The organism is Duganella aceris (genome assembly GCF_011090165.1).
Taxonomy (GTDB): Bacteria; Pseudomonadota; Gammaproteobacteria; order Burkholderiales; family Burkholderiaceae_D; genus Rugamonas; species Rugamonas aceris.
In genome coordinates this window covers 43,608-69,068 of record NZ_JAADJT010000011.1, presented here as the reverse complement: position 1 = coordinate 69,068, position 25,461 = coordinate 43,608, and the positions used below count along the sequence as shown (strand labels likewise).

16 protein-coding genes are annotated in these 25,461 nt (G+C 64.8%); 7 read left to right on the top strand and 9 right to left on the bottom strand.

Translation table 11 applies throughout. The annotated features are described in order from the left end of the window. The first annotated feature begins 61 nt into the window (after nt 1-61). The 4 genes from GW587_RS22680 (at nt 62) to GW587_RS31470 (ending at nt 8,818) form a co-directional block, all read left to right on the top strand. The gene (locus GW587_RS22680; RefSeq protein WP_229259599.1) at nt 62-3,262 is read left to right on the top strand and encodes a di-heme oxidoredictase family protein; all 3,201 of its coding nucleotides are present in this window, start codon (nt 62-64) and stop codon (nt 3,260-3,262) included. Between the two features lie 63 nt (nt 3,263-3,325). After that, nucleotides 3,326-4,036, top strand: coding sequence for a glycine-rich domain-containing protein (locus tag GW587_RS22675; protein ID WP_166106916.1), 711 nt, complete (start codon nt 3,326-3,328; stop codon nt 4,034-4,036). Between the two features lie 82 nt (nt 4,037-4,118). After that, nucleotides 4,119-6,485 (top strand): acyl-CoA dehydrogenase, encoded by a 2,367-nt coding sequence (locus GW587_RS22670; RefSeq protein ID WP_166106915.1) that lies wholly within the window; start codon nt 4,119-4,121, stop codon nt 6,483-6,485. A gap of 95 nt (nt 6,486-6,580) precedes the next feature. Next, nucleotides 6,581-8,818, top strand: coding sequence for a GDSL-type esterase/lipase family protein (locus GW587_RS31470; RefSeq protein WP_166106913.1), 2,238 nt, complete (start codon nt 6,581-6,583; stop codon nt 8,816-8,818). Here the strand turns inward: GW587_RS31470 and GW587_RS22660 are convergent. Further along, on the bottom strand, nt 8,787-10,145 hold the full coding sequence (locus GW587_RS22660) for a glycoside hydrolase family 88/105 protein (RefSeq protein ID WP_207393607.1): 1,359 nt from the start codon (nt 10,143-10,145) through the stop codon (nt 8,787-8,789). The genes GW587_RS31470 and GW587_RS22660 overlap by 32 nt on opposite strands. 12 nt (nt 10,146-10,157) lie before the next feature. Next, nucleotides 10,158-11,669: a rhamnogalacturonan acetylesterase gene (locus tag GW587_RS22655; RefSeq protein WP_166106911.1), complete on the bottom strand. Its 1,512-nt coding sequence runs from the start codon at nt 11,667-11,669 to the stop codon at nt 10,158-10,160. Nucleotides 11,670-11,793: 124 nt separating this feature from the next. Here GW587_RS22655 and GW587_RS22650 point away from each other — a divergent pair, with 124 nt between their 5' ends. Beyond that, entirely contained in the window at nt 11,794-13,125 is a 1,332-nt protein-coding gene (locus GW587_RS22650; RefSeq protein WP_166106909.1) for a TolB-like translocation protein, read from the top strand. 2 nt (nt 13,126-13,127) lie between these two features. On the opposite strand, the gene GW587_RS22645 is transcribed toward GW587_RS22650, so the two are convergent. Further along, the gene (locus tag GW587_RS22645) at nt 13,128-13,763 is read right to left on the bottom strand and encodes a 3-keto-disaccharide hydrolase (RefSeq protein WP_166106907.1); all 636 of its coding nucleotides are present in this window, start codon (nt 13,761-13,763) and stop codon (nt 13,128-13,130) included. A gap of 17 nt (nt 13,764-13,780) precedes the next feature. On the opposite strand from GW587_RS22645, the gene GW587_RS22640 reads away from it, so the two are divergent. After that, entirely contained in the window at nt 13,781-14,701 is a 921-nt protein-coding gene (locus tag GW587_RS22640; RefSeq protein WP_229259598.1) for an alpha/beta hydrolase, read from the top strand. Here the strand turns inward: GW587_RS22640 and GW587_RS22635 are convergent. The 6 genes from GW587_RS22635 to GW587_RS22605 are packed head-to-tail and all read right to left on the bottom strand — an operon-like array spanning nt 14,689 to nt 24,272. Continuing rightward, nucleotides 14,689-15,003, bottom strand: coding sequence for an L-rhamnose mutarotase (locus GW587_RS22635; protein WP_166106906.1), 315 nt, complete (start codon nt 15,001-15,003; stop codon nt 14,689-14,691). The genes GW587_RS22640 and GW587_RS22635 overlap by 13 nt on opposite strands. Then, on the bottom strand, nt 15,000-16,193 hold the full coding sequence (locus GW587_RS22630) for a glycoside hydrolase family 88/105 protein (RefSeq protein ID WP_166106904.1): 1,194 nt from the start codon (nt 16,191-16,193) through the stop codon (nt 15,000-15,002). The genes GW587_RS22635 and GW587_RS22630 overlap by 4 nt, the downstream gene beginning before the upstream one ends. Continuing rightward, a complete protein-coding gene (locus GW587_RS22625) occupies nt 16,193-17,623 on the bottom strand; it encodes a glycoside hydrolase family 28 protein (RefSeq protein WP_166106902.1) in 1,431 nt (476 codons plus the stop codon). Before GW587_RS22625 ends, GW587_RS22630 begins: the two co-directional genes overlap by 1 nt. Beyond that, nucleotides 17,620-20,829, bottom strand: coding sequence for a glycosyl hydrolase (locus tag GW587_RS22615; RefSeq protein WP_371875638.1), 3,210 nt, complete (start codon nt 20,827-20,829; stop codon nt 17,620-17,622). Before GW587_RS22615 ends, GW587_RS22625 begins: the two co-directional genes overlap by 4 nt. A gap of 3 nt (nt 20,830-20,832) precedes the next feature. After that, nucleotides 20,833-22,128: an L-rhamnose catabolism isomerase gene (gene rhaI / locus GW587_RS22610; RefSeq protein WP_166106901.1), complete on the bottom strand. Its 1,296-nt coding sequence runs from the start codon at nt 22,126-22,128 to the stop codon at nt 20,833-20,835. A gap of 44 nt (nt 22,129-22,172) precedes the next feature. Next, entirely contained in the window at nt 22,173-24,272 is a 2,100-nt protein-coding gene (locus GW587_RS22605; protein WP_166106899.1) for a bifunctional rhamnulose-1-phosphate aldolase/short-chain dehydrogenase, read from the bottom strand. Nucleotides 24,273-24,583: 311 nt separating this feature from the next. Here GW587_RS22605 and GW587_RS22600 point away from each other — a divergent pair, with 311 nt between their 5' ends. After that, entirely contained in the window at nt 24,584-25,450 is an 867-nt protein-coding gene (locus GW587_RS22600; RefSeq protein WP_166106897.1) for a DeoR/GlpR family DNA-binding transcription regulator, read from the top strand. Nucleotides 25,451-25,461 lie beyond the last annotated feature (11 nt).

Genomic DNA, 25,461 nt, shown 5'->3' with positions numbered 1-25,461 from the left:
GGCCGCTCCACCAGAGGGGTCGTTTTTTAATGTTGTCCCAGTAACAAAAAAGGGGAAATATATGAAAAAAATGCCATATCGGCATGGATTGAAATTGGGTCTGCCGCTCAGCTTGTCGCTGCTGCTGGCAGCCTGCGGCGGCGGCACCGGCGACGCCGGTGCGCCGGCGGTCAGCGCCAAGGTGGCGATGGGCGCGGCGCGCATGGCGGCGCCCGAAGTCGCGCTGACTCCGGTCAAGGCCGACGCCACCTCGGCCGAACGGGGCGACCTGTCGGCCGCCGCCGCCATCGACCAGAACGACCAGACCCGATGGGGCAGCGGCTTCACCGACAACGAGTCGCTGACCCTGGACTACGGCAGCTCCCAGCTGATCACTCGCGTCCGCATTCAGTGGGAAAACGCCCATGCCACCCAGTATGTGCTGGAAGTGTCCGAAAACGGTACGCAGTGGACCACGATCAAGACCGTGGACAACAGCGCCGGCGGCACCGAAGACTGGACCGGCCTGAACGGCCAGGGCCGTTATCTGCGCATGCGGGGCATCAAGCGCTCGACCGGCTATGGCTATTCGATCTTCGAGATCAAGGCCTTCTCCGGCACCCCGGCCGAACAGCCGTCCGATCCGACCAATCCGACCGACCCGACCATGCCTCCGATCGAAATCGATCCGACCAAGCCGGGCGTGGCGGTCAAGCCGATCAAGGCGACTTCGTCGGCCGTCGAAGGGGACATGACTGCCGCCAATGCCATCGACGGCAAGGGTAACACCCGCTGGGGCAGCGCGCCGGACGATGGCGCCTGGATCCAGTTCGACTTCGGCGCCAAGACGCCGATCGGCTACATGAAGCTGCAATGGGAAAACGCCTACGGCAAGGAATACGCGCTGCAGGTCTCGGACGATGGCGAAAAGTGGGTGCAAGCCCGCTACGTCAGCGGCGCCAAGGGCGGCGTCGAGGAATTCTTCAATCTCAACATCAACGCCCGCTTCGTGCGCCTGCAAGGCGTTTCGCGCGCGACCAACTACGGTTACTCGCTGTTCGAGGTCGAATTCAAGACCCCGGGCAACGATAACACCCTGGGCAGCAGCGCGACCACGCCGATCAAGTTCCCGGCCAACAGCGCCGGCTGGGCTCCCCTGCCCGCCGCCGCGCAACCGCTGGAAACCCTGCAGTTCACGCTGGCAGACGGCACGCTGGTCACCCGCTTCGGCGCGCGTGGCGTGGGCCGCCACGGCCGCGAGCGCGGCGAGGATTGGGAAGTCGGCGTCAACAACGAGACCATCGACAAGGTCACCGGCCTGCCGGTCGACAAGGGTCCGGGCAATTACTTCTCGTTCGTGCCGCAGTACTTCAAGAACCGCACCTGGGGCATCGAGATCATCGACAACAGCCGCGTCGCGGGCGTCACCAAGCCCAAGCTGATCGTCAATGAATACTTCGGCCAGGCCAACCTGGCCGGCGGCATCGCCTTCTTCCGTGCCTTCGACCGTCCGGGCGCGACCGGCTACGGCTGGATGAACAACGGCGAGCTGGCCTCGGGCAACAACACCCAGACCTGCAAGGCGACGCCGATCCCGACCGTCGCCAAGCTCAACACCGCCGACGGCATCAACAGTTCGTGCACGATCCTGATCAAGGATTACCCGAACCACGGTGAGCTCGACGCCGACGGCAATCCAACCGGCAAGGGCATCGCCGCGCGCGCGCTGTTGGTCGGCGATGCGATCGAAGTCTCGCCATCGATGTTCGCGCCGGATGGCGTGATGGCCGCCAAGGGCGACAATGGCGGGAACCGCTACTATTCGACCGAGTACATGTACGTGGTCGGCGGCGGCATCCGCCCATGGTACGGCATTCAGCCGCGCCTGAATTCGATCCCATTGCCTGACAGCACGCTGTCCGGCGGCCTGGGTTCGGTGTCGTACAACTACGCGGATGATTCGCTGTTCATCTTCCAGCAGCCGTTCACCAACATCGGCATGCAGAACATGCAGCGCTTTGTCGAAGGCCGCCGCCTGGTGCACACAAACTTCACCACCGGCGATCACAACGAACCGGGCAACGATCGTTACCAGGCGGCGGTAGGCCTGCAAGGTCAGCGCTTCAACCAGTCGGCCTGTATCGGCTGCCACGTCAACAACGGCCGCAGCCCTGCGCCGCTGGCGGCGAACCAGCGTCTGGACTCGATGTCGGTGCACGTCGCCGTCACCGGCGCGGACGGTCAGCAAAAGCCGCATCCACAGTACGGCAGCGCCGTGCCGATGAATGCGGTGTCGGCGACCGGAACGCCACAAAGCTGGGGCACCGGTGTGCGCGTCGCGAGCTTCGAGAGCCGCACCGCGAAACTGGCCGACGGCACCGCGGTCGAACTGCGCAAGCCGACGCTGGTCTTCGAAGGCGCGACGCCTGACGTGGTCTCGCTGCGCGCCGCGCAACCGATGTTCGGTACCGGCCTGCTGGAAGCCGTGCCCGAAGCGGACATCCTGGCCCGCGCCAACGGCGCCGCCGACGTCGACGGCGTCAAGGGTGTCGCCAACTTCGTGTTCGAACCGGAAACCGGCGCCGTGCGTCTGGGCCGTTTCGGCTGGAAGGCATCGAAAGCGACCTTGCGCCACCAGGCCGCCTCCGCGCTGTTGCAGGACATGGCCGTCACTTCGCCGGTCTATCCTAACCGCAGCTGCAACACCGACCCGGCCGGTTGCGCCGGCGCCGCCGCGCAGAAAGGCATCACCGAAGCGGATCTGCAATCGATCTCGCGCTACCTGCAACTGGTGGCGGTGCCTGCGCAACGCAGCCTGTCGAGCGGTTTCCCGAAAGGCGTCGCACCGATCGCCGACCTGGACGTCGACGAAGCCAAGGTGAAAGCCGGCTCCACCGTGTTCCAGGCGCTGCGCTGCGTCGCTTGCCACACGGCTGAAATGAAGACCGGCAACGGTCACCTGATGGCCGAATTGCGCAACCAGACCATCCGTCCGTACAGCGATCTGCTGCTGCACAATATGGGCGACGGTCTGGCCGACAAGCTGGTCGAGGGTCAAGCCAAGGGCAATATGTGGCGTACCGCGCCGCTGTGGGGCATCGGCTACACCGAGAAGGTGCTGGGCGCGAACGCCAAGGTCGGCTACCTGCACGATGGCCGCGCACGCAACCTGACCGAAGCCGTCATGTGGCACGATGGCGAAGGCGCGGCAGCGCGGCAGCGCTTCGAGAAGTTGTCCAAGACCGATCGCGACAACTTGATGATCTTCCTCAAGTCCTTGTAACGCTGTGAACGAATGCCGGGCGGATAGTTTGCCCGGCATTCTTTTTTATGCAATCATCGGGCGATGAATATCGCCATCACCCTCACCTGCGTCGCGTTCGCCGGACTGTCATTGGTCCTGTGGCGGCGGCAACGCAAGGCCCGCCGCGAAGCGCACATCCGCAATTTCAAACTGCCCGCCGGCTTGTTCGACAAGCTGATGCATCATTATCCCGCGCTCGGCGTCAAGGATTGTCAGTTGGTGGCCCAGGGTCTGCGCCAGTTCTTCCTCGCCCATCTCAAGAGCGGCAAGCAATTCGTCTCCATGCCGTCGCAGGTGGTCGACGAGCTGTGGCATGAATTCATCCTCTACACCCGGGACTACGATCATTTCTGCCGCCATGCGTTCGGCGGCTTCCTGCATCACACGCCGGCCGTCATCTTGAGCCAGGGCAAGCAAGGCGACGCCGGGATCCGCCGCGCCTGGCACTTCGCCTGCCGCGAGGAGAATATCAATCCGTACAAGCCAACGCGGCTGCCGCTGCTGTTCGCGCTGGATAGCAAGTTCGACATCCCGAACGGTTTCGTCTACGTGCCCGATTGCAAGGGCGTCAAGCGTCAGGGAGACAGCGGCGGCGGCGCGGTGTACTGCGGCGCCGATGCAGCCGGCGGCGGCGACTCTGGTTCAAGCGACGGCGGCGGCGATGGCGGCCACGGTGGCGACGGCGGCAGCGGTGGCGACAGCAGTTGCGGCGGCGGTGGTTGCGGCGGCGGCTGCGGAGGTGGCGGCGACTGATTTCAGCCCTGTTATGAGCGTAACCGCACGGAAAAACTCCTGACCCCAAGGTATCTTCAGGGGAATAAAAAAGGAGGTCGACATGATCCTGTGGATATTCATCGCCGTACTAGCGGCCATCATCGCCGTGCTGGCCATCCCCGCGCTGCGCCGCAGCCTGGTCACACCGCGCATCTTCGCGCTGTTCAAGCGCATCCTGCCCGCCATGTCCGATACCGAACGCGACGCGCTCGAAGCCGGCACCACCTGGTGGGACGCCGACCTGTTCAGCGGCCGCCCCGACTGGAACAAATTCCTCGACCTGCCGCGCCCAAGACTGAGCATCGAAGAGCAAGCCTTCCTCGACAACGAAGTCAAGACACTGTGCGAACTGGTCGACGACTGGGAAGCGACCCAGGTCTGGCAAGGCCTGCCCGCCCCCGCCTGGCAGTACGCGCGCGACAAGGGTTTCCTCGGCATGATCATCCCCAAGATGTACGGCGGCAAAGCGTTCTCGGCGTATATGCACTCGCAAGTGGTGATGCAGCTGTCGACGCGCTGCTCGGCGCTGGCGGTGCAGGTGATGGTGCCGAACTCCCTCGGCCCGGCCGAACTGCTGCTGCACTACGGCACCGACCAGCAAAAGGATTACTACCTGCCGCGCCTGGCCGCCGGCACGGAAATCCCCTGCTTCGCGCTGACCAGCCCCTACGCCGGCTCCGACGCGGCCGCGATTCCGGACACCGGCGTGGTCTGCATGGGCCAGTTCGAAGGCCGCGAGACGCTGGGCTTGCGCATCAACTGGGACAAGCGCTACATCACGCTCGGCCCGATCGCCACCTTGCTGGGGCTGGCCTTCCGCGTGGTCGATCCGGACAAGCTGCTGCCGCCCGACGCCACGCAGGGCATTACCTGCGCGCTGATCCCGACCACGCATCCCGGCGTGGTGATCGGCCGCCGTCATTGGCCGCTGAACGCCGTGTTCCAGAACGGCCCGACCAGCGGCGACAACGTCTTCATCCCGATGGAATGGATCATCGGCGGCCCGCAACAGATCGGCAAGGGCTGGCGCATGCTGATGGAATGCCTGGCTGCGGGACGCGCGATCTCGCTGCCGTCGGCCAGCGTCGGCACCGCCAAGCTGGCGGTGCGCGGCACCAGCGCCTATTGCGCGATCCGCCGCCAATTCAAGACCGCCATCGGCAAGTTCGAAGGCGTCCAGGAAGCGCTGGCCCGCATGGGCGCCAACCTGTACATGATGGACGCGACACGCAAGCTGTCCGCGCTGGCGGTCGATCTGGGCGAGAAGCCCGCCGTGATCTCGGCCATCGCCAAATACCACGTCACGGAGCGCGGCCGCGCCGTCGTCAACGACGGCATGGATATCCTCGGCGGCAAAGGCATCTGCATGGGACCGAGTAATTTCCTGGCCCGCGCCTACCAGCAGATCCCGATCGCGATCACGGTCGAAGGCGCCAACATCCTGACACGCTGCCTGATCATCTTCGGCCAGGGCGCGATCCGCTCGCATCCCTACGTGCTGCGCGAAATGCGCGCCACCGCCGAAGCGGACCAGCGAAAGGGCGAGCGCGATTTCGACGCCGCCTTCTTCGGCCACGTCGGCTTCGTCTGCGCCAATGCGGCGCGCGCGCTGTGGTACGGCATCACCGGCGGCATCACCGCGCCGGTGCCGAAGAAAGCATCCGGCGACACGGCGGCCTACTACCGGGCCGTCGGCCGCCTGTCGACCGTGTTCGCGCTGATGACCGACATGTCGATGTTCATCCTCGGCGGCGAATTGAAGCGGCGCGAGCGCATCTCGGCCCGGCTGGGCGACGCGCTGTCGCTGATGTACCTGGTCAGCGCGACGCTGAAGCGTTATGAAGACGACGGCCGTCAGGAAAGCGATCTCGCCTACGTCCACTGGTCCGTGCGTGACGCCTTGAACAAGGCGGCGCTGGCACTGGACGGCGTGCTGCAGAACTTTCCCAACCGTCCGGCCGCCGTGCTGGCGCGACTGCTGGCCTTCCCGTTCGGCCTGCCCTACGCGGCGCCATCCGACGACCTGGGCGCGGCAGTCGCCGTCGCCATGCAGACGCCGGGCACGAGCCGCGAACGTCTGCTCGCCGACGGCTTCCTGGCCGACGACCTGCGCGATCCGGTGGCCTGCGGCGAACTGGCCTTCGCACTGCTGCCGCTGGTCGAGTCGATCGAGCATCGCCTCAAGCCCGCGATCAAATCCGGCAAGCTGGAAAGCATCCCGCAAAGCCTGCCGGAGATGGAAGGCTGGATCACGCAAGCGGCCTCGCAAGGCTTGCTGACGCCGGAAGAACGGCGCGCGATGTCGGACTTCGCCCGCTTCACCGATCTGTCGGTGCACGTCGACGACTTCCCGGCCGATCTGGGCGTGGCCGGCGATGCCGACAAACGCCGCCGCATGGCGACACGCGCCGCCACCGCCGAGGCGTAACGTTCGGTCATAAAGATGATTAGATTGCGCGTCCCGTTGACACCTTAGGCGGGAGTCTTGATACTCGTTCCAGCTGAAACACTGGGACTTACAGTATGTTCAAACCGTGCACTCCTTCCCTGCCGGTGGTACGCCGCGTCTCCTCGGCGCTGCTGCTGGCGGGGTTTTCTATTTGCGCCATGGCCGCCGACAACTGGCGCTTCGAATTCGGCGCCGCCCAGCCTTCGGCTGGCTACATCAATGTGCGGCCTGACATGGAATACAGCGCCGCACGCGGTTTTGGCTTTGAATCAGGCGCCTCTGCGCGGACCGTCGAAGACGCATCCGGCGATCGCCTGCACGCCGGCTATCTCACTGGCGACAAGCCTTTTTTCTTCTCGGTGGATCTCCCTGAAGGCAATTACAACGTCACGGTCACGCTGGGCGCCGGCAAGGCCTCATCCAGCACCACCGTCAAGGCGGAACTACGCCGGCTGATGCTGGAAAACGTCGCCACCGCGCCCGGCGCCACGACCACGCGCAACTTCACCGTCAACGTCCGCACGCCGCGCATCGCGGGCGGCGGCGCGGTCAAGCTCAAGGAGCCGCGCGAAACGGTGCAGGAAGCCTGGGCCTGGGACCAGAGGCTGACGCTGGAGATCAACGGCGCCAGTCCGGCCATCCGCGCCATCGAGATCACGCCGGCGCAGACGCCGACGCTGTTCCTGCTCGGCGACTCCACCGTCTGCGACCAGCCGGGCGAACCGTATAACAGCTGGGGCCAGATGCTGCCGCGCTTCCTCAAGCCCGGCATCGCCGTCGCCAACCACGGCGAATCCGGCGAGACCTACCGCGACTCGCTGCAGCGCCGCCGGCTCGACAAGATCCTCGGCGCCATGCGGCCCGGCGACACGGTCCTGATGCAGTTCGGCCACAACGACCAGAAGCAGATCAAGGATGGCAAAGGCGGCCCGTTCACCACCTACAAGGATGAAATCCGCGCCCACGTCGAAGCGATCCGCGCGCGCGGCGGCGTCGCCGTGATCATATCGTCGATGGAGCGCCGCAATTTCGACGCCGCCGGCAAGATCGTGCCGTCGCTGACCGACTACGCCAACGCCGCGCGCGAGTCGGCGCGGGAGCTGGGCGCGCCGTTCATCGACCTGAATGCGATGAGCATTCCGTTCTACGAAGCGCTCGGTCCGGAGCGGTCGAAGAAAGCCTTCGCCGAGCCGGAGCCGGGCCGCATCGACAATACGCACCACAACAACTATGGCAGCTACGAGCTGGCGCAGGCAGTGCTGACCGGCCTGCGCATGAGCGGCGTGGCGGCTGCGTCCTACATCGCCGACGGCTACGGGCACTTCGACCCGTCGCATCCCGATCCGGTGGAAAAATTCGCCGTGCCGCCCAGCCCCAACTACAGCAACCAGCGCCCGCTCGGCGACGACGCCACCGCCTATCTGTTCACCTACTTCACCGGCAACGGCGAGGACGGACTGCATCTGGCCGCGAGCAAGGACGGCTACCAATGGGACAAGCTGGGCGGCGGCCGCAGCTACCTGACGCCGCAAGTCGGCAAGTCGAAACTGATGCGCGACCCGAGCATCGTGCGCGGCCCGGACGGAACCTATCATATGGTGTGGACCTCCGGCTGGAACGAGAACAACATCGGCTACGCCTCGTCGAAGGATCTGGTGCACTGGTCGGCGCAGCAGCAGGTGCCGGTGATGGCGCACGAATCCGGCGTGCTGAACGCCTGGGCGCCGGAAATCGTGTATGACGACAAGCGCGGCGAGTTCCTGATTTTCTGGGCGTCGACCATACCGGGCCGCTTCGCCGCCACCGACGGATCGTCGGAGGAAAAGTACAACCACCGCATGTACTACACCACCACGCGCGACTTCAAGAGCTATGCGCCGACCAGGCTGTATTACGATCCCGGCTTCAGCGTCATCGACGCAACCATCCTGCGCACCCGGGACGCCAACTACCTGCTGGTCAAGGATGAAACGCGCAATCCGCCGAAGAAGTATCTGCAACTGGCGGCGGCGCCGGACGTGCAAGGCCCGTTCGGCAAATTAAGCGCGCCGATCACCGCTCCCGGCCTGTGGGTCGAAGGCCCGACCGCGCTGCAAATCGGCGAGGACGTCATCGTCTACTACGACGCCTACATGAGCAAGCATTACGGCGCCATGCGCTCGCGCGACCTGGTGCATTGGGAAGACGTCACCGCCAGGATGCATTTCCCCGATGAAGGCACGCCGCAGCGCCTGCGCCACGGCACGGTGATCGCCGTGCCGCAGGCGCTGGTCGACTGCCTTAATTCACCAGCTGCAGCGAACTGTCGTTGATTTCGAACTGGTGGGTCTTGATCATCGTGATCACCTCGGCGCCCGCCAGCAGCACAGGACCGTAGCCGTGGGCGGCATATACGTTCACCGGCCGGTAGGCGTAGAACGCGGTGTCGAAGCCCATGCCGGTGCCGACGCAGGTCCCCTCCACTTGCCCCTTGGCGTTGACCTTGGTGGCCACCGCGTTCCAGGCCAGGATGACGGCCGGCGCGTAGGCGCGCTTGTCGATGTAGCCGCGATTGATCGCGCGCGCCATTGAATAGGCGTAGATGGCCGTGGCCGAGGTCTCCAGGTAGGTATCGTTACGGTCGATCAGCTGGTGCCAGAAGCCGGTGCCGTCCTGGTACGCGCTCAAGCCCTTGACGTGGGCGCGCAGCTGTTGCAGCACCATGTTGTAGCCGGGATGCTCGGGCGGCAGCACGTCCAGCAGCTCCACCATCGTCATCACCGCCCAGCCGTTGGCGCGGGCCCAGTGGAATTCCGGATGCACGTCCATGCCCTGCACCCAGCCGTGCATGTAGAGCCCTTTCTGCGGATTGAACATCCGGTCCGAGAACTGCTTCACCTGCCTGACCGCGTCGTCATAGTATTTGGCGTCTCCGGTCAGCTTGCCAAGTTGCGCCAACGCGGGTATCGCCATGAACATATCGTCCAGCCACAGGGTGTTCGGCTGCGGACGATTGCGCGCCAGCGTGCCGTCGCTGAAGCGGAACTCGCGCGTGCCGATGAATTCGATACAGCTGTTGAGCAGCGGTGTCAGGTCGGTTTGCAGGCCGCCGCGCTTGGCCTTGATCATCGCCGCGCACACGGCGCCGATGTCGTCCAGCGCGTGCGGCTGCAGCATGCTGCGCACCGGCGACTTGGCTTTCGGGTCCGCCTTCATCCGCTTCAAGGTCGCCGGCGACAGTTTGGCCAGCAGGGTCAGACGCTTGTTGACGTATTCGTTGTAACGCTGGTCGCCGGTGGCGCCCGCCGCCAGCATCATGCCGGCATAGGTCACGCCCCACTCGTAACTGGTCAGGCGGAAGTCGCCGGGCGCCAGCACGGTGTCGTCGTCGAGCTGGTCGAAATTGGTGATTTCTTTCTTGGTTTTGGCATTGATGGCATGTGCCGGCGACGCCGCGTCCAGGTAGGTGAAGACCCGATCCAATACCTTGGTCACCGCTTCGACCGACGGCTTGCCGTAGGGGGTAACGTAGTCCGGTTGCAGCAGGTGCAGCGGCGCGGTGGCGTCGTTGACCGGCTTGGCCTGGGCCCAGGCCTGGCAGGCGAGCGGCAGCAACATGGCGGCGATGGCGGTTTTCTTCAGCAGCAGCTTGGTCTTCATGTAGTCGTCTCTTTATTTTAAGTATGGTGCCAGCGGCTTGCCTGGCAGGGTGTTGAAAGCGTCGATCACGCGCGCGGCGTTGAACTGAGCGCCGGCGTCGTTGGTGTGGGTGCGGGCGTCGGCAAAGTAGCGGTCGACGACTTTTGCTCCCGCCTTGCGGTAGGCATCGCTGACGACCATCGTGAGGTCGGCGTACAGCGCGCCGCCGGCGCGGGCCACCTGCTCATCCCATTGCGCGTAGCTGGCGAAGTCGCGGCCATTCGCCCACACGTCGCGATGCGGCACCGGCGACAGCAGGATCACCGTCGCGCCCTTCGCACGCGCATCGGCGACGTAGCGTGCCATGTACCAGCCAAAGCTGTGCACCTGCTCCTTGCCGCCGTCAGGCTTGGTGTCCTCGACGGTTTCAGGGCCCATGCCCGGCACGGAACCACGGTTCTTCGCGGCTGGATCACCGATGCGGCCGCCATCGTTGTGGCCGAACTGGATCGCCACGAAGTCGCCGGCCTTCAGCTGTTCCAGTACCTTGTCCCAGCGGCCTTCGGTGAAGAAGGTACGGCTGCTGCGGCCGCCGATGGCGTGGTTGACGACGTTGATCTTGTCCTGGTTGAAGTGCGGCGCGATACGCTCGCCCCAGCCGAATGCTCCATTGGTGCCGCCGCTCTTGACGGTTGAATCGCCCACCAGGAACAAGGTCGGCAACGCCGGCATGATGCCCAACGCTTTCATGCCCGCGACCACGGTGCGCGCGTTCAGCTCCGCCCCGGCCATATTCGTATGGATGTTTTCCGGCTCGGGGAACAACTGCATCACGCCATCGCGTCCCATCGCATCGTACTGGCTGGCCACCATCTCGTTCAGATCGATGAAACCGATCTGCTCCTGACGCGCGACCTGCGCCGCCCAGCCTGCGTAGGAATCGGCGCTGCGGACTATCTTGCCGTCCTTGCCCCAGATCTTGCGCGGAATCGGCGAGCAGATGACGGCGGTGGCGCCACGCGCCTTGATGTCGGCCACGAAGCGGCGCAGATACCAGCCGTAGCTATGCACGATCTCGTGTTCCTTGGTGATCAGGTTGTCGATCTCCTCCGTCTCCTCGCCGATGCCCTTGATCGTACCGCGCGCTCGGACGGCATCGTTGACGGGCGAGGCGTCGTTATGGCCGAATTGGATCAGCACCACGTCGCCGGGCTTCATGAAGTCCAGCGCGGCTTGCCAGCGGCCGGCGCTCAGATAGGTGCGGCTGCTTAAGCCGCCGATGGCGCGGTTGACGACATTGACCTTGTTGCGATCGAAGTAGCCGGCCAACGGATTTCCCCAGCCCCACTGCCCTGCGGCGCCCTTGCCCTGGCCATCGTCGCGGCCATTGCGGACGGTGGAGTCGCCGATGAGTATCAGCGACGGCAGCCTGGCGTCCAGCGGCTCGGGCATGGTGACTTGGGCGTTGCGTGGATCGGTGTTCTGGGCCTGAACCGCAAGCGCGCAGCACAAGGTGATCAGGAAAGTGGCGAGGTATTTATGCATGCCGCTCATTCTATGCGATGAATTTCCGGCCTTGCGCGCGGCTTTTAAAGAATCAGAAAAATGAGCGGTTTTCATAACGATATGGGCAGACAATCGAAGCCTCCTTCATTTTATTGAGCGAATAATGATCCACAGATTACTCCTTTGCGCCGCGCTGGTCCTGTGCACCAGCGCGCAGGCCCAGATCGGCAAACGTTTTCCATCGGAGCGCAAGGTGGTCAAGGATCCGGTGACCGGCACCATGCTCACCTTCCTGACCACCAGGCCGCATGGCGATTCCAAGATCTATCCCACCCATCCGCAATGGACGTCGGACGGCAAATGGGTGGTGTTCCGATCGGCGTTGGCGCACGGCGAGGCGATGGCCGTCAACGAACAAAGCGGCGACATCGTGCAGGTCACGGAGGGCGGCTACGTCGGTATGCTGAACCTGGCGCGCAAATCGATGAAGCTCTACTTCATGCGCAAGGACGCGCAGCCGAAGCGCCTGCAAATCGTCGAAGTGGATTTGGCCGCGCTATTGGCCGACAGCGCGGCCGGCAAGCTGAAAGCCGCCGACGCCTACCAGCGCATCTGCGGCACCACGTCGGAGGAACTGGAAGCCGGCGGCGACATGGCGCTGGATGCGGCCGAGGACTGGGTCTACTTCCGCGTCGGGGCCGCGGCGGCGGCCAGGCACCTGGCGCCGCGCGTGAAGATCGAGCCCGCGTTCGGGCCGCGCAACATGGGAGCGGGCCCGAACGGCATCGCGCGCATGAACATCAATACCGGCGAAGTCAGACATGTGGTGTCGGTGCCGTTCCAGATCGGCCATATCCAGGCCAACCTGTGGAACCCCGGCGAGATCGTATTCTGCTGGGAGACCGGCGGCAAGTCGCCGCAGCGCACCTGGACCGTGCTGGCCGACGGCAGCGGCCTGCGTCCGTTGTACCCGGAAGCGCCCTACGAATGGGTCACGCATGAAGCGGTGATCTCGAAGGATGAAGTGGCGATGTCGATCATGGGCCATCGTCCGATCGCCGGAGGCGCCGGCGGCGTGGATGCGCCGGCGACCGGCGTCGGCGGCGCCAATCCGGGCCAGGACAACGGCTGGGGCGTCACCGGCACACGCGAGAAACCGAGCGGCCTGGCCATCGTCAATCTGCGCACGCGCGAGATGACCATCGCCGGGCAAACCCCGTCCGGCAGCGGCTTGTGGCATGTGCACGGATCGTCGGACGGGCGCTGGGCGGTGGGCGATGACTTCAGCCGCAGCGTCTACCTGATCGACCGCCGCACGCGCGAAATGACGATGCTGACCACCGGCCACAAGGCCACGGCGGCCGACCATCCCCACCCTACTTTCAGCGCCGACGGCACGCGCATCGAGATCCAGTCGGCGATGCTGTCCGAAGACGGCCGCAGCATGAACATCTGTATCGTGCCGGTGCCGGAAGCCTGGTTGCAACGGCGGTGACGCTAGTCCGGCAGCGGCGTCAGCTCGACGCGGCGCAGCTCGTAGGGCGTGCCTTCCAGCTGGAAGCCGATGCGCCCGGAAGCCGGCTGCGCATGGGTGACGCGGTTCTGCGGCACGCCGTTGACGCTCACGTCGATGGTGCCGTCGCGGCTGACGATGTCGCAGGTATTCCATTCGCCGACCGGCCTTTCGCTGTCCGCTCCGGTGTGCGCTTTGATGCGGGGCTCGGCGCCTTTGGCGCTGGTCAGCGCTTCGTCGAAGCTGGCGCCGGCCATCGGCAGCAGATCGCCGGCGTTGCCGTTCTTGGTCTGCACCTGCAGGCTGACAGGCCACACGCGGTCCATCGGGCCTTCGCTGACGTGCAGCAGCACGCCGCCGTTGCCCGGCTTGCCGCTCCAGCGCCACTCGACGTGCAGCCGGTAGTTGCGGTAGCTGTCCAGCGTCGCCAGGAAGCCGGAGGGCTTGCCTTCGGAGGCGATGACGCCGTCCGGCAGCATGCGAAACGCGCTGGCTATCGTCGCGGCGGGCGTGGTCTTCAACTCCCAGTTGCTGAAATCGCGTCCATTAAACAAGTCCACCGCGCTTGCGGCCTGCGCCGACAGCGCCAATGTAACAGCACACCAAATCCGTTTGTTCATCTGCTAAAGTCTCCACCATGAAAAAAATACTGTTTACTCTGATTCTCGGCGCCAGCGCCGGCATGGCCTGCGGCGCGACGTCCGTCATCCCATTATGGCCCGAGGGCGTGCCCGGTCTGCGCGACATCGGCCCCGAGAAGATCGGCGGCGGCTACAACTCCAACGTCAGCGAAGCGTCCCTGACCATGGCGGGCCCGGCGGTCGACCGGCCGAACGGCACTGCCGTCATCATCTGCCCGGGTGGCGGTTACGTCCGCATGTCCACCGCGCGCGAAGGCGATCAATATGCGAACTGGCTCGGTAGCCTGGGCGTCACCACGTTTGTGCTGAAGTATCGCATGCAGGAGTACGGACATCCAGCGCCGTTACAAGACGTGCTGCGCGCGGTGCGTACGCTGCGGTCGCGCGCGGCGGAATTCGGCATCAACCCGGCCCGCATCGGTGTCATGGGCAGCTCGGCCGGCGGCCACCTCGCGGCCAGCGCCGGCACGCTGTTCGACCATCCGCTGGGCCGCACCGGCGCGGCGCTGGACGCGGTCAGCGCAAGGCCGGACTTCCTGATGCTGATGTACCCCGTCATCACGATGCAGGACCCCGCCGTTCATGCCGGCTCGCGCAAGGCGCTGCTCGGCGCCAAACCGTCGGCGGATGCGCTGCAACTGATGTCGCTGGAAAAGCAGGTCACCGCCGCCACGCCGCCGACGCTGTTGATCCACACACAAGAGGATACCTCGGTCCCGGTCGAGAACAGCATCCTGTTCTACCAGGCGTTGACGCGCGCGCACGTGCCGGCGGAGATGTATCTGTTCGAACACGGCAGCCACGGCATGGGCATGCGCGACGGCCTGGGCACCTCGTCCAACTGGCCGCGCCGCGCCGAAGAGTGGCTGCGCGATCGCGGCTTGCTGACGCCGATGGCGGCGGCTCAGGCGAAGTAGAACATCGGCTGCAAAGGCCACTCGCGTGGCCGGTTGCCCGGTTCTACTTCCATCAGGTCGGCCATATGATCCCACCAGCGCTGCATCACCGGTTTGGCCGGCAGCGCTTCGATCTTGTGGTCGGGCCAGAGCTTGAGCACCGCGAACAAGTGCAGCGTCTCCTCATCGAGGAAGATCGAGTAGTCGTAAATGCCGGCCTCACTTAACGCGCGGGCCAGATCCGGCCACAATTCGTCGTGGCGTCGCTTGTACTCGTCCACGGTGCCCGGTTTAAGCTTCATCCTGAATGCGCGGGTGGTCATGGTTTGCCTCCGCCGGCCATTTTCTTCAGCTCCGATGCGGCCAGCAGATAGCCACCGACGCCGTAGTTGAAGCTCGACGCCGGCAGATAGAACGCCGGCTCGGCGCCGGTTTGCTGGATGCCGCCCAGGCGGCCATCGGCGTACACGTGTTTCAGGATTCCGGCCCAGGCGCGCTCGATCACCGGACGGTAGACTTTCGCGTCCAGGTAGCCCTGGTTGACGCCATACGCCATGCCGAACACGAACAGCGCCGAACCGGAAATTTCCGGCAGCGGATAGCTGGCGGGGTCCAGCAGGCCGGCGTGCCACAAGCCGTCCGCGCCCTGGAGCTGGGCGATGCGGGCCGACATCTCGCGCAATTGCTGAATGTAGAACGGGCGTTGCGGGTCGTCCTGCGGGATGTAGCCGAGCGTGCGCGCCAGTCCGCCCATCACCCAGCCTTCGCCGCGCGACCAGAAGATCTTCTTGCCATTCGGCTCGCGCTTGGGGATATAGCTCGCGTCGCGCGCGTACAGGTGCTCTTCCTTGTCGTATAGCAGATCGTAAGTCTTGCGCCACTGTTCGTGCACGTAGTCGAGATATTTGCGCTCGCCGGTGGCCTTGTACATTTTCACCCAGACCGGCGGCGCCATGAACAGCGCGTCGCACCACCACCATGGCAGGCGGTCGTCGTTGGGCTTCAGTGTCTTCAGGTCGATCAGGATGTCCAGTTGTTCGCGCGTCGGCGCGATGCGTTCCGGCGATGGATCGCGCAGATACAGCTCCAGATAGGTTTGCGCGACGCTGATATCGTCGGCATTGGGGTATGGCGTGCGCAGCTTCCATTCGAACTGTTTGCTCATGCTGAGCATCGCGTCGCGGTATTTGGGATCGCCGCTGGACTCGGACGCGGCCATGAAGCCGGTGAACAGCACGGCCGAGGTCCAGATCTTGTCCAGGTGCTGCATGGTGCGCGCCAGCTGCCAGTCCGCGACTTTGCGCATGGCTTTATCGATGGCGGCGGGCTGCAAGGCCGGCGACAAATCGGTGGCCATCGGGCCGCCATCGGCCGGCGCGTCGCCGAAGTACCGGCTGGTGTCCTTGTCGACGATGGCTTGCATCGCCGGCGTCGGCAGCGGGTACTGCTGTTGCGCGTGCAGCGTGCCGAAGGCCATGCCCAGCGCGGCGATCAGTAGGTGCGAAGTCTTCATCACGTTTTGTCCTGTTCTTCAAAGCTCTTCTTGGATGGATCGGCTTTCGGCGCCGCCGGCTTGACGATGCTGCTGGCCGCAGGCAGGCCGCGCACCGAGGTGGCGTCTTCCAGCGCGATGGGCTCGGCCAGCGTCAACCTGGCGTTGGTGAATTGCCAGTCGCTGGCATCGTAGATATGGCCGCCCTTGCGGGCTTCGATATCGAGGTTTTCAAGGCTGAAGCGTTGCAGCGGTGCTTCCTTGTAGCCGTCCACTTCAAACGCGGTGGCGGCACCGGCGGCCCTGATGTTCCAGATGCGGACATCGTGGAAGTGGGCGATGCCCTTCTCTTTCGGCACCGGCGTGGCAAGCACTTTCCAGTATGGCGGGTAGTCCTTGATCTCTTTCGGGATCTCGGCATAGCTGTAGCTCGGGTTCCAGTTCATGGTGATGCGCAGGACGACCGGCGTTCCCTTCATCGTGAAATCGTGGAGGCGCAGGTTTTCGCCGAAGCCGCCGCGCGTATGCGCGGACTTGAACAGGATCCCGACCGGCACCTGGTCCAGCACGGTGATGTTGTAGGCTTCGATGTTGCGGAAGCCGCCGGAGGTCTCGCTGCCGAAGGTGACGCCGGCCGCGCCGTCGCGCACGATGGAGTCTCGGATAATGACGTCTTCCGTGCTGCGGTTGACGCGCTGGCCGTCGGAATCGCGGCCGGCCTTCAGGCAAAGCGCGTCGTCGTTGACGGCGATGTCGGCGTGCTGCACCAGCACTTTCTTCGACGAGTCGATGTCGATGCCGTCGGTCGACGGTCCGCGACCGCCTTCGTTGTTGCGGATAATGACGCCGTCGACGGTGATGTCGGTCGAGTAGCAGATGTGCAGCGTCCAGAAGCCGGAGCGGCGCAGCAGCAGGCCGCCGCCGACCTTGACGTGCGACGAGTTGAACACCTGGATCAGGCGCGGACGCGGGGCGTCGTAGTCGGATGCCCAGCGCAGGCCGCGCGGTTCGTAGCTTTTGCGCAGGGTCCAGTAGCTGTCCCAGAAGATTTTACCGTCGCCGTCGATAGTGCCTTCGCCGGTGATGGCGGCGTTCTTCCGCTCGTAGACGTTGATCAGCGCGGCGGGCCAGCGCATCTCAATGCCGGCGATCCGGGTCGGCATGACGGGGTAGTCTTCAATCCTCTGGGAGCCGAGGATGGTGACGCCTTTGTCCACTTGCAGCGTGACGCCGGTTTTGACGAACAACGATCCGCTCAGGTAGGTGCCGGGGCTGAGCACCACCGTGCCGCCGTCCTTGGCCGCCGCGTCGATGGCGGTTTGGATGGCTTTGGTGTTGAGCGTGGTGCTGTCGCCTTTGGCGCCGTAGTCGTTGGCGTTGTAGGTCTTGGCGCCGGCCGTCGCGGCGCACATCAACAGCAGCGCGGTAAAGACTAGTCGTATGCCGTTCATGGTTGGCTTTCTGGTTGGGTCAGCAGTCGCACGGGGCCGAGGATGCCGGATGGCTGCGGCACGATCAGGTGTGTGTCCTGCGGGACGAAGCGTTGGCCGTAGCGGGCGGAGAGCAGCCGGTAGTCGGGACGCTCCTGCCCCGCCAGCGCGTTCAGCGACAGGTTGGCGACTTTGATGTCGATCTTGTTGGCGCCCGCTTGCAGTTGGCTCGTGATGTCCAGTTCATACGGCGGGTGCCAGATGGCGCCGGCGCGTTGGCCGTTGACGTAGACTTCGGCCGCTTCGCGGATCGGGCTTTCCAGCATGGCGCGCATGCCGCTTGGGACTTTTGGTGTGGTGTCCAGCGGTGTGCCGGGGCCGAAGTCCAGGCGGATCGTCTGGCCTTGCAGCTGGGCGGCGGTCAGGGCGATGTCTTTGCTGTACGTGGCGACGCCTGAGAAAAAGCGTTTGGCAGGATCGTCGGTCCATGAGCGCAGTGTCGGCATGGCCTGCGCCTCGCCCGCGCCGGCGAAGCGCACCTGCCAGTCGCGGCTTAGGTCCGCAAGGACGGCGGCCTGCCGCGCGCCGGCGAGCGGCGTGGCTCCGGCGGCGACGCTGGTTGGCGGCATGGCGCCGGTTGCGACGCTCGGCAGCGGTGTGGCTCCGGCGGCGACGCTGGGCTGCGGCGTGGCTCCGGCTGCGACGCTCGGCAGCGGCGTGGCTCCGGCGGCGACGCTGGTTGGCGGCATGGCGCCGGTTGCGACGCTCGGCAGCGGCGTGGCTCCGGCGGCGACGCTGGGCTGCGGCCTGGCTCCAACGGCAACGCTGGGCAGCGGCATGGCTCCGGCGGCAACGCTGGTTGACGGCATGGCGCCGGTTGCGACGCTCGGCAGCGGCGCGGCTCCAGCGACGACGCTGGGCAGCGGCGTGGCTCCGGCGGCGACGCTGGGCTGCGGCGTGGCTCCGGCGACGATGCTACTGGGCGGCGCGGCTCTGGCAGCGGCGACAGGGGGCGCGGGCGGCGCGCTGTCGGTGAGCACCAGGACGCGCGACTCGTACGGTGCCAGCGTCAAATCCAGCGCGGGGCGGACGGTTGCGGCGCTGGTCTTGCCGGTGTACGGGTTCCACCACGCGGCGACTTTGCGCGGCGCGCGCAGCGTGGCACTGGTACGCACGTCGCGGTTGCTGGTGTTGGCGATGAAGTAGATATCGCCATCGGCCAACTTGCGATGGATGAACCCGACGTCCGCCGCCTGCGCCGCGACCTTGATGTCCGGCTGAAGCGCCTTGCCCAGCGCCGCGCCAACGCCGGCATCATCCGCGACCAGCTGCACGCCCGCCTTGCCAAGCAGGCCTTTGGAAGCCGCAACCACCTGCGCTGAAATCCGCTGCGCCTCTGCGAACCCCGGCGCCATCGAAGGCATCGCGCCAACCGCGATGATCTTGCCCCCGCCGCGCACGTAGTCGGCCAGCTTGGCCAGCACCGCCGGCGACAAGCGCGTCACGTGCGGCATGACCAGCACCGGATGCGTGATTCCGAGCGCCAGGATCGATTCCGCATCGACGTAATCCAGATTGTGGCCCGCGTCCAATATCTGCTCGGTGAGCTGCGGCGTGACGTAGTGATGCATCTCCGCCGACAACGATACTTTGCCCGGCACTGCCGCCGCATAGACGTCGTCGTTGGGCAGCAACACCGCGACATCGTTGGCCGGCCTGCCCTGACGCAGCAGGTAGCTGGTGCGGCTCAGATACGCGTTCACGTCGGGCATGACGTTCCACCATGGCTGGTGGTTGTTGAACACTGCGGCGGCATAAAAGGCGTAACCCGGCTCCGGCAAGCCCGGCGGCGTGTATGGCCAGCCGTGGCCGATGAATTGATTCACTCCTTGTAGCAGCATGCGGTCCGCTTCGGCCTTCATGTCCAGCGGCGTGGCGCTGAAGGCCGGCGAATGCAGCCAGGTCCAGGTCTCGGCCGAAATCACCGGACGGTCGTACAGGTGCCCGGCCGATGTGGCCAGCCGCGTGAACGAGAAGCTGCGAAATTGCGGACCTTCGCCCTCCGGCAGCGCGACCAGGCGGTTGCTTGACATCGAAACCGCCGGTTCGCCATAGGTTTGGGAGCGGAACCGGGTGTTGTGCGCGCGCGCCCAGTCGTTGACTGGGGTGAGATAGCGTTCGTTGACCAGCTCCGTTTGGGTTTGCACCCAGTCGTGGCGCAGCGCGGCGGCTTTGTCGCCCTGGCCGCTGTAGATCAGCGGCAGGTGCGGTTTAAGGTCGTAGCCGCGCCGGCGCTGGAATTCGCCGAGGAAGTCGTCGGTCCAGTCGGTGCCGTAGACTTCCAGGCTATCCGAGAAAACGGCGTATGGCGGTTGGTCGCCAAAGGCTTTCAACAGCGGCTCGGCGATGGTGTTGAGGTGGTGGTCGATGGCCTTGCGGCTCAGGTGATCGAGCACGAAGCCTTCGGCGCCTAGCGCGGCGCGCTTGACCTGCTGGCCAGTGCGGCTGGCGATATAGAACGCGACCACACGCGGCTCGTTCGACGCCGTCACGGCAATACGTCCTGGCCCGACGCCGCCGGGGCCCGGCGGGATTGCCGGGGCGAGTTTGGTGGCGTCGTATTGTTGGGATGTGCCTGGGCCGATGAAGGTTGCCAGCAGGGTTTCGCCGCTCATGATGGCGGGCAGCGCGGCCGCCGTGGCGCCGGGCGCCAGTTCAGCCACCGCCAGGCGCAGGCGGCCGGCGGATTCGGTGACCGGGACATGGGGGCCGCCGTAAGGCCAGCCGCTGGCCAGCGTCATGTCGACACGCATGCCTTCCGCCCTCGCCTTGCGGTTGACGAAACTGACCGCATCGAGAAATTCCGTCGACAGGTAAGGCAAGTTCTTGATGCCGCGTGCCGGGTCGTCCAGCTCCATCGGGTAGACCGGCTGGATCTCGACGCCGCCGAAGCCGCCCGCCTTCATCGCCAGCAGTTCGCGCTCCAGTTGCGGCTTGACCACCGCCGGACCGAACCACCACCAGCGCACCATTGGACGCGCGTCGTCCGGCGGCGCAGCCAGATGGGCGGCGACATCGGCGATACGGTTCGAAACTATCGGCGTGGCGGCGGTCTGCGCGGCGGGCGAGCCGGCGACGCCGATGAGCAGCGCGGCGGCCAGCGTGACGCCCACGACAGGCGTCATCGAGCCGCGCGGCTTGCGCTGGCTCTTCGTGACTGCGGCCACGGCTTAGACGATGCCGCTGCTGCTGGCGCCCGCCTTGGCCGGACGCGCCTCCGCCGCCTGCGCGCGGTAGCCGCTGGCGCGGTAGCACGCCACCGGATCGATGGCGCCGCCCGAGCGGAAGCGCGCCATCGCCAGAATCGCACTGACATCGGTACGGTACGCATGCTTGAGCGCCTGCGCCGACTCCAGCGCATCGTTGGCTTCCTGATGCGCACGCAACGCCGCGCGATCCACCAGATTCGCCTGCACGAACGCGCGCTGCACTTCCACCGCGCTGTTCATCAAACTCTCGATCGGATCGGTGACGTTGTGCGACTGATCCAGCATATAAGCCGGCTTGAACGCAGCGCCCTCGCGCGACGCCGCATCGGCCAGCTCGTTAAACACCAGGAACAGCTGGAACGGATTGATGCTGCCTGAATCCAGGTCATCGTCGCCGTACTTGCTGTCGTTGAAGTGGAAACCACCGAGCTTGCCGAACTGCGCCAGCCGCGCCACGATCATCTCGATATTGGTATTCGGCGCATGATGGCCCAGATCGACCAGGCATTTCGCCTTGTCGCCCAGCGTTTGAGCGCAGGCGAAGCTGGTGCCCCAATCGGCGATGGTGGTCGCGTAGAACGCCGGCTCGAACAGCTTGTGCTCGATGAACATCAGCCAATCCGCCGGCAGCGCCGCGTAGATGCCGCGCGCGCTGTCGAGATAGCGCTCCAGCGCACCCCGCAGATTGTGCTGGCCGGGGAAATTCGCGCCGTCGCCGACCCACACCGTCAGCGCCTTCGAACCCAGCGCCTGGCCCAACTCGATACATTCGATATTGTGCGCCACGGCCTGCGCGCGCGTAGCCGCGTTCTGCGACGTCAGGCTGCCGTACTTGTAGCTGTGCGCCTGGTCCTGCTGATCCTGGAAGGTATTCGAGTTGACCGCGTCGAAGTACAGGCCATGGCTCTCCGCCTGTTGACGCAGGGCCGCCGGATCGGTGGTCTTATCCCACGGGAAGTGCAGCGACACGCCCGGCGTGGCGCGGGTCAGCTGATGAATGACCGCGCAGTCGTCCAGCTTTTCAAACACGTTGCGCGGTTCGCCACGGCCGGGGAAGCGCGCGAAGCGCGTGCCGCCGGTGCCGACGCCCCAGCTGGGCAAGGCCACCGCGAAGGTCTGCGCCTGCGCGGTCAGTTTTTCGATGTCCACGCCGCGCCGCTGCAGCATGCCGCCCAGCGCCGCGTAGTCCGCTTCCAGATTCGCCGTCAGGCCGGCGTTGTGCTCGGCCACACGGCCGTTGTCGATAATGGTACTCATGTGATGTCTCCGTCTTTATATTTTTGTGTCACTCAGTTTTGAACTCAGCGAGTGAACGCGCCGGCATTTCCTGCATCGACGTTCAGGATATTACCAGTGCTCTTGGCCGATTTGTCGCTGGCGAGGAAGTAGACCGCTTCGGCGATATCCTCCGGCAGAACGCTCAGCTTCAGCATGCTGCGCTCGCGGTAGAACGCCTCGACGTCGTCGGCTTCGATTTTATTCGACTGCGCCCGCTCCTGCTTCCACTTGCCGTCCCAGATGCGCGAACCGCGTATCACCGCATCCGGATTGACGACGTTGACGCGGATGCCGTGCGGCGCGCCTTCCAGCGCGATGCAGCGCGCCAGATGGATCTCGGCCGCCTTGGCGGTGCAGTACGCCGACGCGCCGGCCGACGCGACCAAGCCGTTCTTGCTGGCGACGAACACCATGCTGCCGCCCAGCTTTTGCTGCTTCATGATGCGGAAGGCGGCGCGGCTGGCGAGGAAATAGCCGGTGACCAGGATGGCCTGGTTGCGTTCCCAGATCTCCAGCGTGGTGTCTTCCAGCGGCGCCGACGAGGCGATGCCCGCGTTGGACACCAGCAGGTCGACGCCGCCGAAGCGCAGCGATGCGGCGGCCAGCACCGCGTCCACCGCCTCCTCACTGGTGATATTCGCGACCACGCTGCCGACGCTGTCCTTGCCCGCGCCCTTGACCAGATCCTTGTGCGCCTGCTCCAGCGCTTCCGGATCGATATCGGTCAACATGACGCACGCGCCCTCTTGCAACAGCTGTTTCGCGACTGCCTGTCCGATGCCCCCAGCGCCGCCGGTCACCAGCGCGATGCGGCCCGCCAGGCTTTTCGGCTTCGGCATGCGCTGCAGTTTCGCTTCCTCCAGCAACCAGTATTCGATGTCGAACGCTTCCTGTTCCGGCAGGCCGACGTAGGTGTCGACGCCGTTCGCGCCGCGCATCACATTGATGGCGTTGACATAGAACTCGCCGGCGATGCGCGCGGTAGCCTTGTCCTTGGCGAAGGACAGCATGCCCACGCCGGGAATCAGATAGATGATCGGATTGGCGTCGCGCACCGCCGGGCTGTTATCGCGCTTGCAGCGCTCGTAGTAGGCGACGTAGCCGGCACGATATTCGTCCAGCGCCTGATCCAGGCCGGCGACCAGCTTCTCGAAGTCCGGCTTGAGCGGATCGAAGTCGATCACGAAGGGACGGATCTTGGTGCGCAGGAAGTGGTCCGGGCACGACGTGCCCAGGGCCGCCAGCGGCTGCAGGTCGCGGCTGCAAACGAATTCCAGCACGGCGGCGCTGTCGTCGAAGTGACCGAGCTTGTATTCGTCGCGGCTGATCTTGCCGCGCAACAGAGGCATCAGCTTCGCCGCCAGCGCGCTGCGCTCGTTCGCCGGCAGCGGCTCGATCGCTTGACCGCCGAACGAAGGCTGCTTCGAGTTCGCGGCCAGCCATTCCTCGGCGCGCTTGATGATGGCCAGCGTGGTCTCGTAGCAGGACTTGGCGGTATCACCCCAGGTGAACAGGCCATGGCCTTCGAGGATAATGCCCTTCAGTTCCGGCTGCGCCTTCGATACGGCTTCCAGCTTCAGCCCGAGGTCATAGCCGGGACGCTGCCACGGCAGCCAACCCAGCTCGCCTTCGAATATTTTCTGCGTCAGCGCCTTGCTGCCGGCGCAGGCGGCGATGGCGATCACCGCGTCCGGGTGCATGTGGTCGACGTGCTTGCGGTCGATGTAGGCGTGCAGCGGCGTGTCGATGCTGGCGGCGCGCGGGTTCAGGTTGAAGGTGCAGTGTGGCAGATACGCCACCATCTCATCCTCCAGTGCCAGGCCGCGATAGCGCGCCTTGAGCGCGTTCAGCTTGTCCATGTACAGCGTCGAGAAGCCATCGAGCTTGATGCTGCCAAGGTCGCCGCCGGAGCCTTTGACCCACAACACCTCGACCTGTTCGCCGTTCAGCGGATCGGCCATCATGACCTTGGCGGAGGTATTGCCGCCGCCGAAATTGGTGATGCGCAGGTCCGATCCAAGCAGGTTCGAACGATACAGGAGCAGCTCAGGCTCGCTCATCGCGGCCGCTGCGGCATCGTCCCACAAAGAACTGATCGGTGATAACTGCTGGGGTACTTTCATTGCTGATCTCCGTTGTTAGATATTCTTTTTTGCCATGGGTGGCAACTGCTTTCAGTAGAAATCAGGCGGCGATGGGTGTCAATGCGGAAGCGATCAACATGATGACCAAGGTTTAAATAATCATGCCAGTGATTGAAACTTGACTGGTATGCCAAATCGATATGGAAACAATCAAATAATTGATCGCACAATGATTGACTGACCTTTTTGAAGTGTTTAGTCTTTATCGTTAATAAAGTGACACACCGGATCGGTCCCTAGGCAAAAACCAAGGCAGCGACGGTAGTAGTTACAAAATAAAGGAGACAAATATGGTAAATCACAAGCGCCGTAAACGTTTGCTGAAGCTGCTCGCCGAACATAATACGGCCAGCGTGCCGCAATTGGTCGACTGGCTCAGCGCCTCGCCCGCCACCGTGCGGCGCGACATCAGCTGGCTCGCCGCCCGCAGCCTGCTCACCCGCACCCGTGGCGGGGCCGCCAACCTGGAACAGAAAAAACGCGGCTTCACGCTCACCAGCGAGACCTTCCAGCACAATATCCAGTGCTACGCCGAGCGCAAACGCGCCATCGCGCGCCATGCCGCCGGCATGTGCAATGATGGCGAAACGATCATCATCAACGGCGGCACCACCACCTTCATGATGGCCGAGTTCCTGGTCGACCAGCATCTCAAGATCCTGACCAATTCCTTCCTGATGGCCGAGCGCCTGCTGGTGTCGAGCGAGAACGAGATCATCGTCCCCGGCGGCAAAGTCTATCGCGAGCAGAACGTGATCCTCAGCCCCTTCGACAACGACATCACCCAGCACCACTACGCCGCCAAGATGTTCATGAGCGTTTACGGCCTGTCGCTGCTTGGCCTGATGGAGGCCGACCCGCTGCTGATCCAGGCCGAGAAGCGCCTGATCTCGCAGGCCGAGGAACTGATCGTGCTGGCCGACAGCTCCAAGTTCGCCAAGAAGGCGGGCCTGATCCTGTGCGGCTTGAACCGCGTGGCGACCGTGATCACCGATACCTACGCCTCCGATTCGGCGGTGCAGCTGCTGGAGCAATCCGGCGTACGGGTGGTGACGGTGGAACCGGAAGCGCTGCCGCAGCAGTTGACGCCGTCGGCGTTCTCGGCGCCGTTCGACTACCAGACCGCGGCGATGTACCAGTCGGAGGCCGCCCATTGAAGCTCAGGAAG

Coding starts and splice junctions, on each gene's coding strand:
- GW587_RS22680 (WP_229259599.1), top strand. CDS start 62: ATGAAAAAAATGCCATATCGGCATGGATTGAAATTGGGTCTGCCGCTC.
- GW587_RS22675 (WP_166106916.1), top strand. CDS start 3,326: ATGAATATCGCCATCACCCTCACCTGCGTCGCGTTCGCCGGACTGTCA.
- GW587_RS22670 (WP_166106915.1), top strand. CDS start 4,119: ATGATCCTGTGGATATTCATCGCCGTACTAGCGGCCATCATCGCCGTG.
- GW587_RS31470 (WP_166106913.1), top strand. CDS start 6,581: ATGTTCAAACCGTGCACTCCTTCCCTGCCGGTGGTACGCCGCGTCTCC.
- GW587_RS22660 (WP_207393607.1), bottom strand. CDS start 10,145: ATGAAGACCAAGCTGCTGCTGAAGAAAACCGCCATCGCCGCCATGTTG.
- GW587_RS22655 (WP_166106911.1), bottom strand. CDS start 11,669: ATGCATAAATACCTCGCCACTTTCCTGATCACCTTGTGCTGCGCGCTT.
- GW587_RS22650 (WP_166106909.1), top strand. CDS start 11,794: ATGATCCACAGATTACTCCTTTGCGCCGCGCTGGTCCTGTGCACCAGC.
- GW587_RS22645 (WP_166106907.1), bottom strand. CDS start 13,763: ATGAACAAACGGATTTGGTGTGCTGTTACATTGGCGCTGTCGGCGCAG.
- GW587_RS22640 (WP_229259598.1), top strand. CDS start 13,781: ATGAAAAAAATACTGTTTACTCTGATTCTCGGCGCCAGCGCCGGCATG.
- GW587_RS22635 (WP_166106906.1), bottom strand. CDS start 15,003: ATGACCACCCGCGCATTCAGGATGAAGCTTAAACCGGGCACCGTGGAC.
- GW587_RS22630 (WP_166106904.1), bottom strand. CDS start 16,193: ATGAAGACTTCGCACCTACTGATCGCCGCGCTGGGCATGGCCTTCGGC.
- GW587_RS22625 (WP_166106902.1), bottom strand. CDS start 17,623: ATGAACGGCATACGACTAGTCTTTACCGCGCTGCTGTTGATGTGCGCC.
- rhaI (WP_166106901.1), bottom strand. CDS start 22,128: ATGAGTACCATTATCGACAACGGCCGTGTGGCCGAGCACAACGCCGGC.
- GW587_RS22605 (WP_166106899.1), bottom strand. CDS start 24,272: ATGAAAGTACCCCAGCAGTTATCACCGATCAGTTCTTTGTGGGACGAT.
- GW587_RS22600 (WP_166106897.1), top strand. CDS start 24,584: ATGGTAAATCACAAGCGCCGTAAACGTTTGCTGAAGCTGCTCGCCGAA.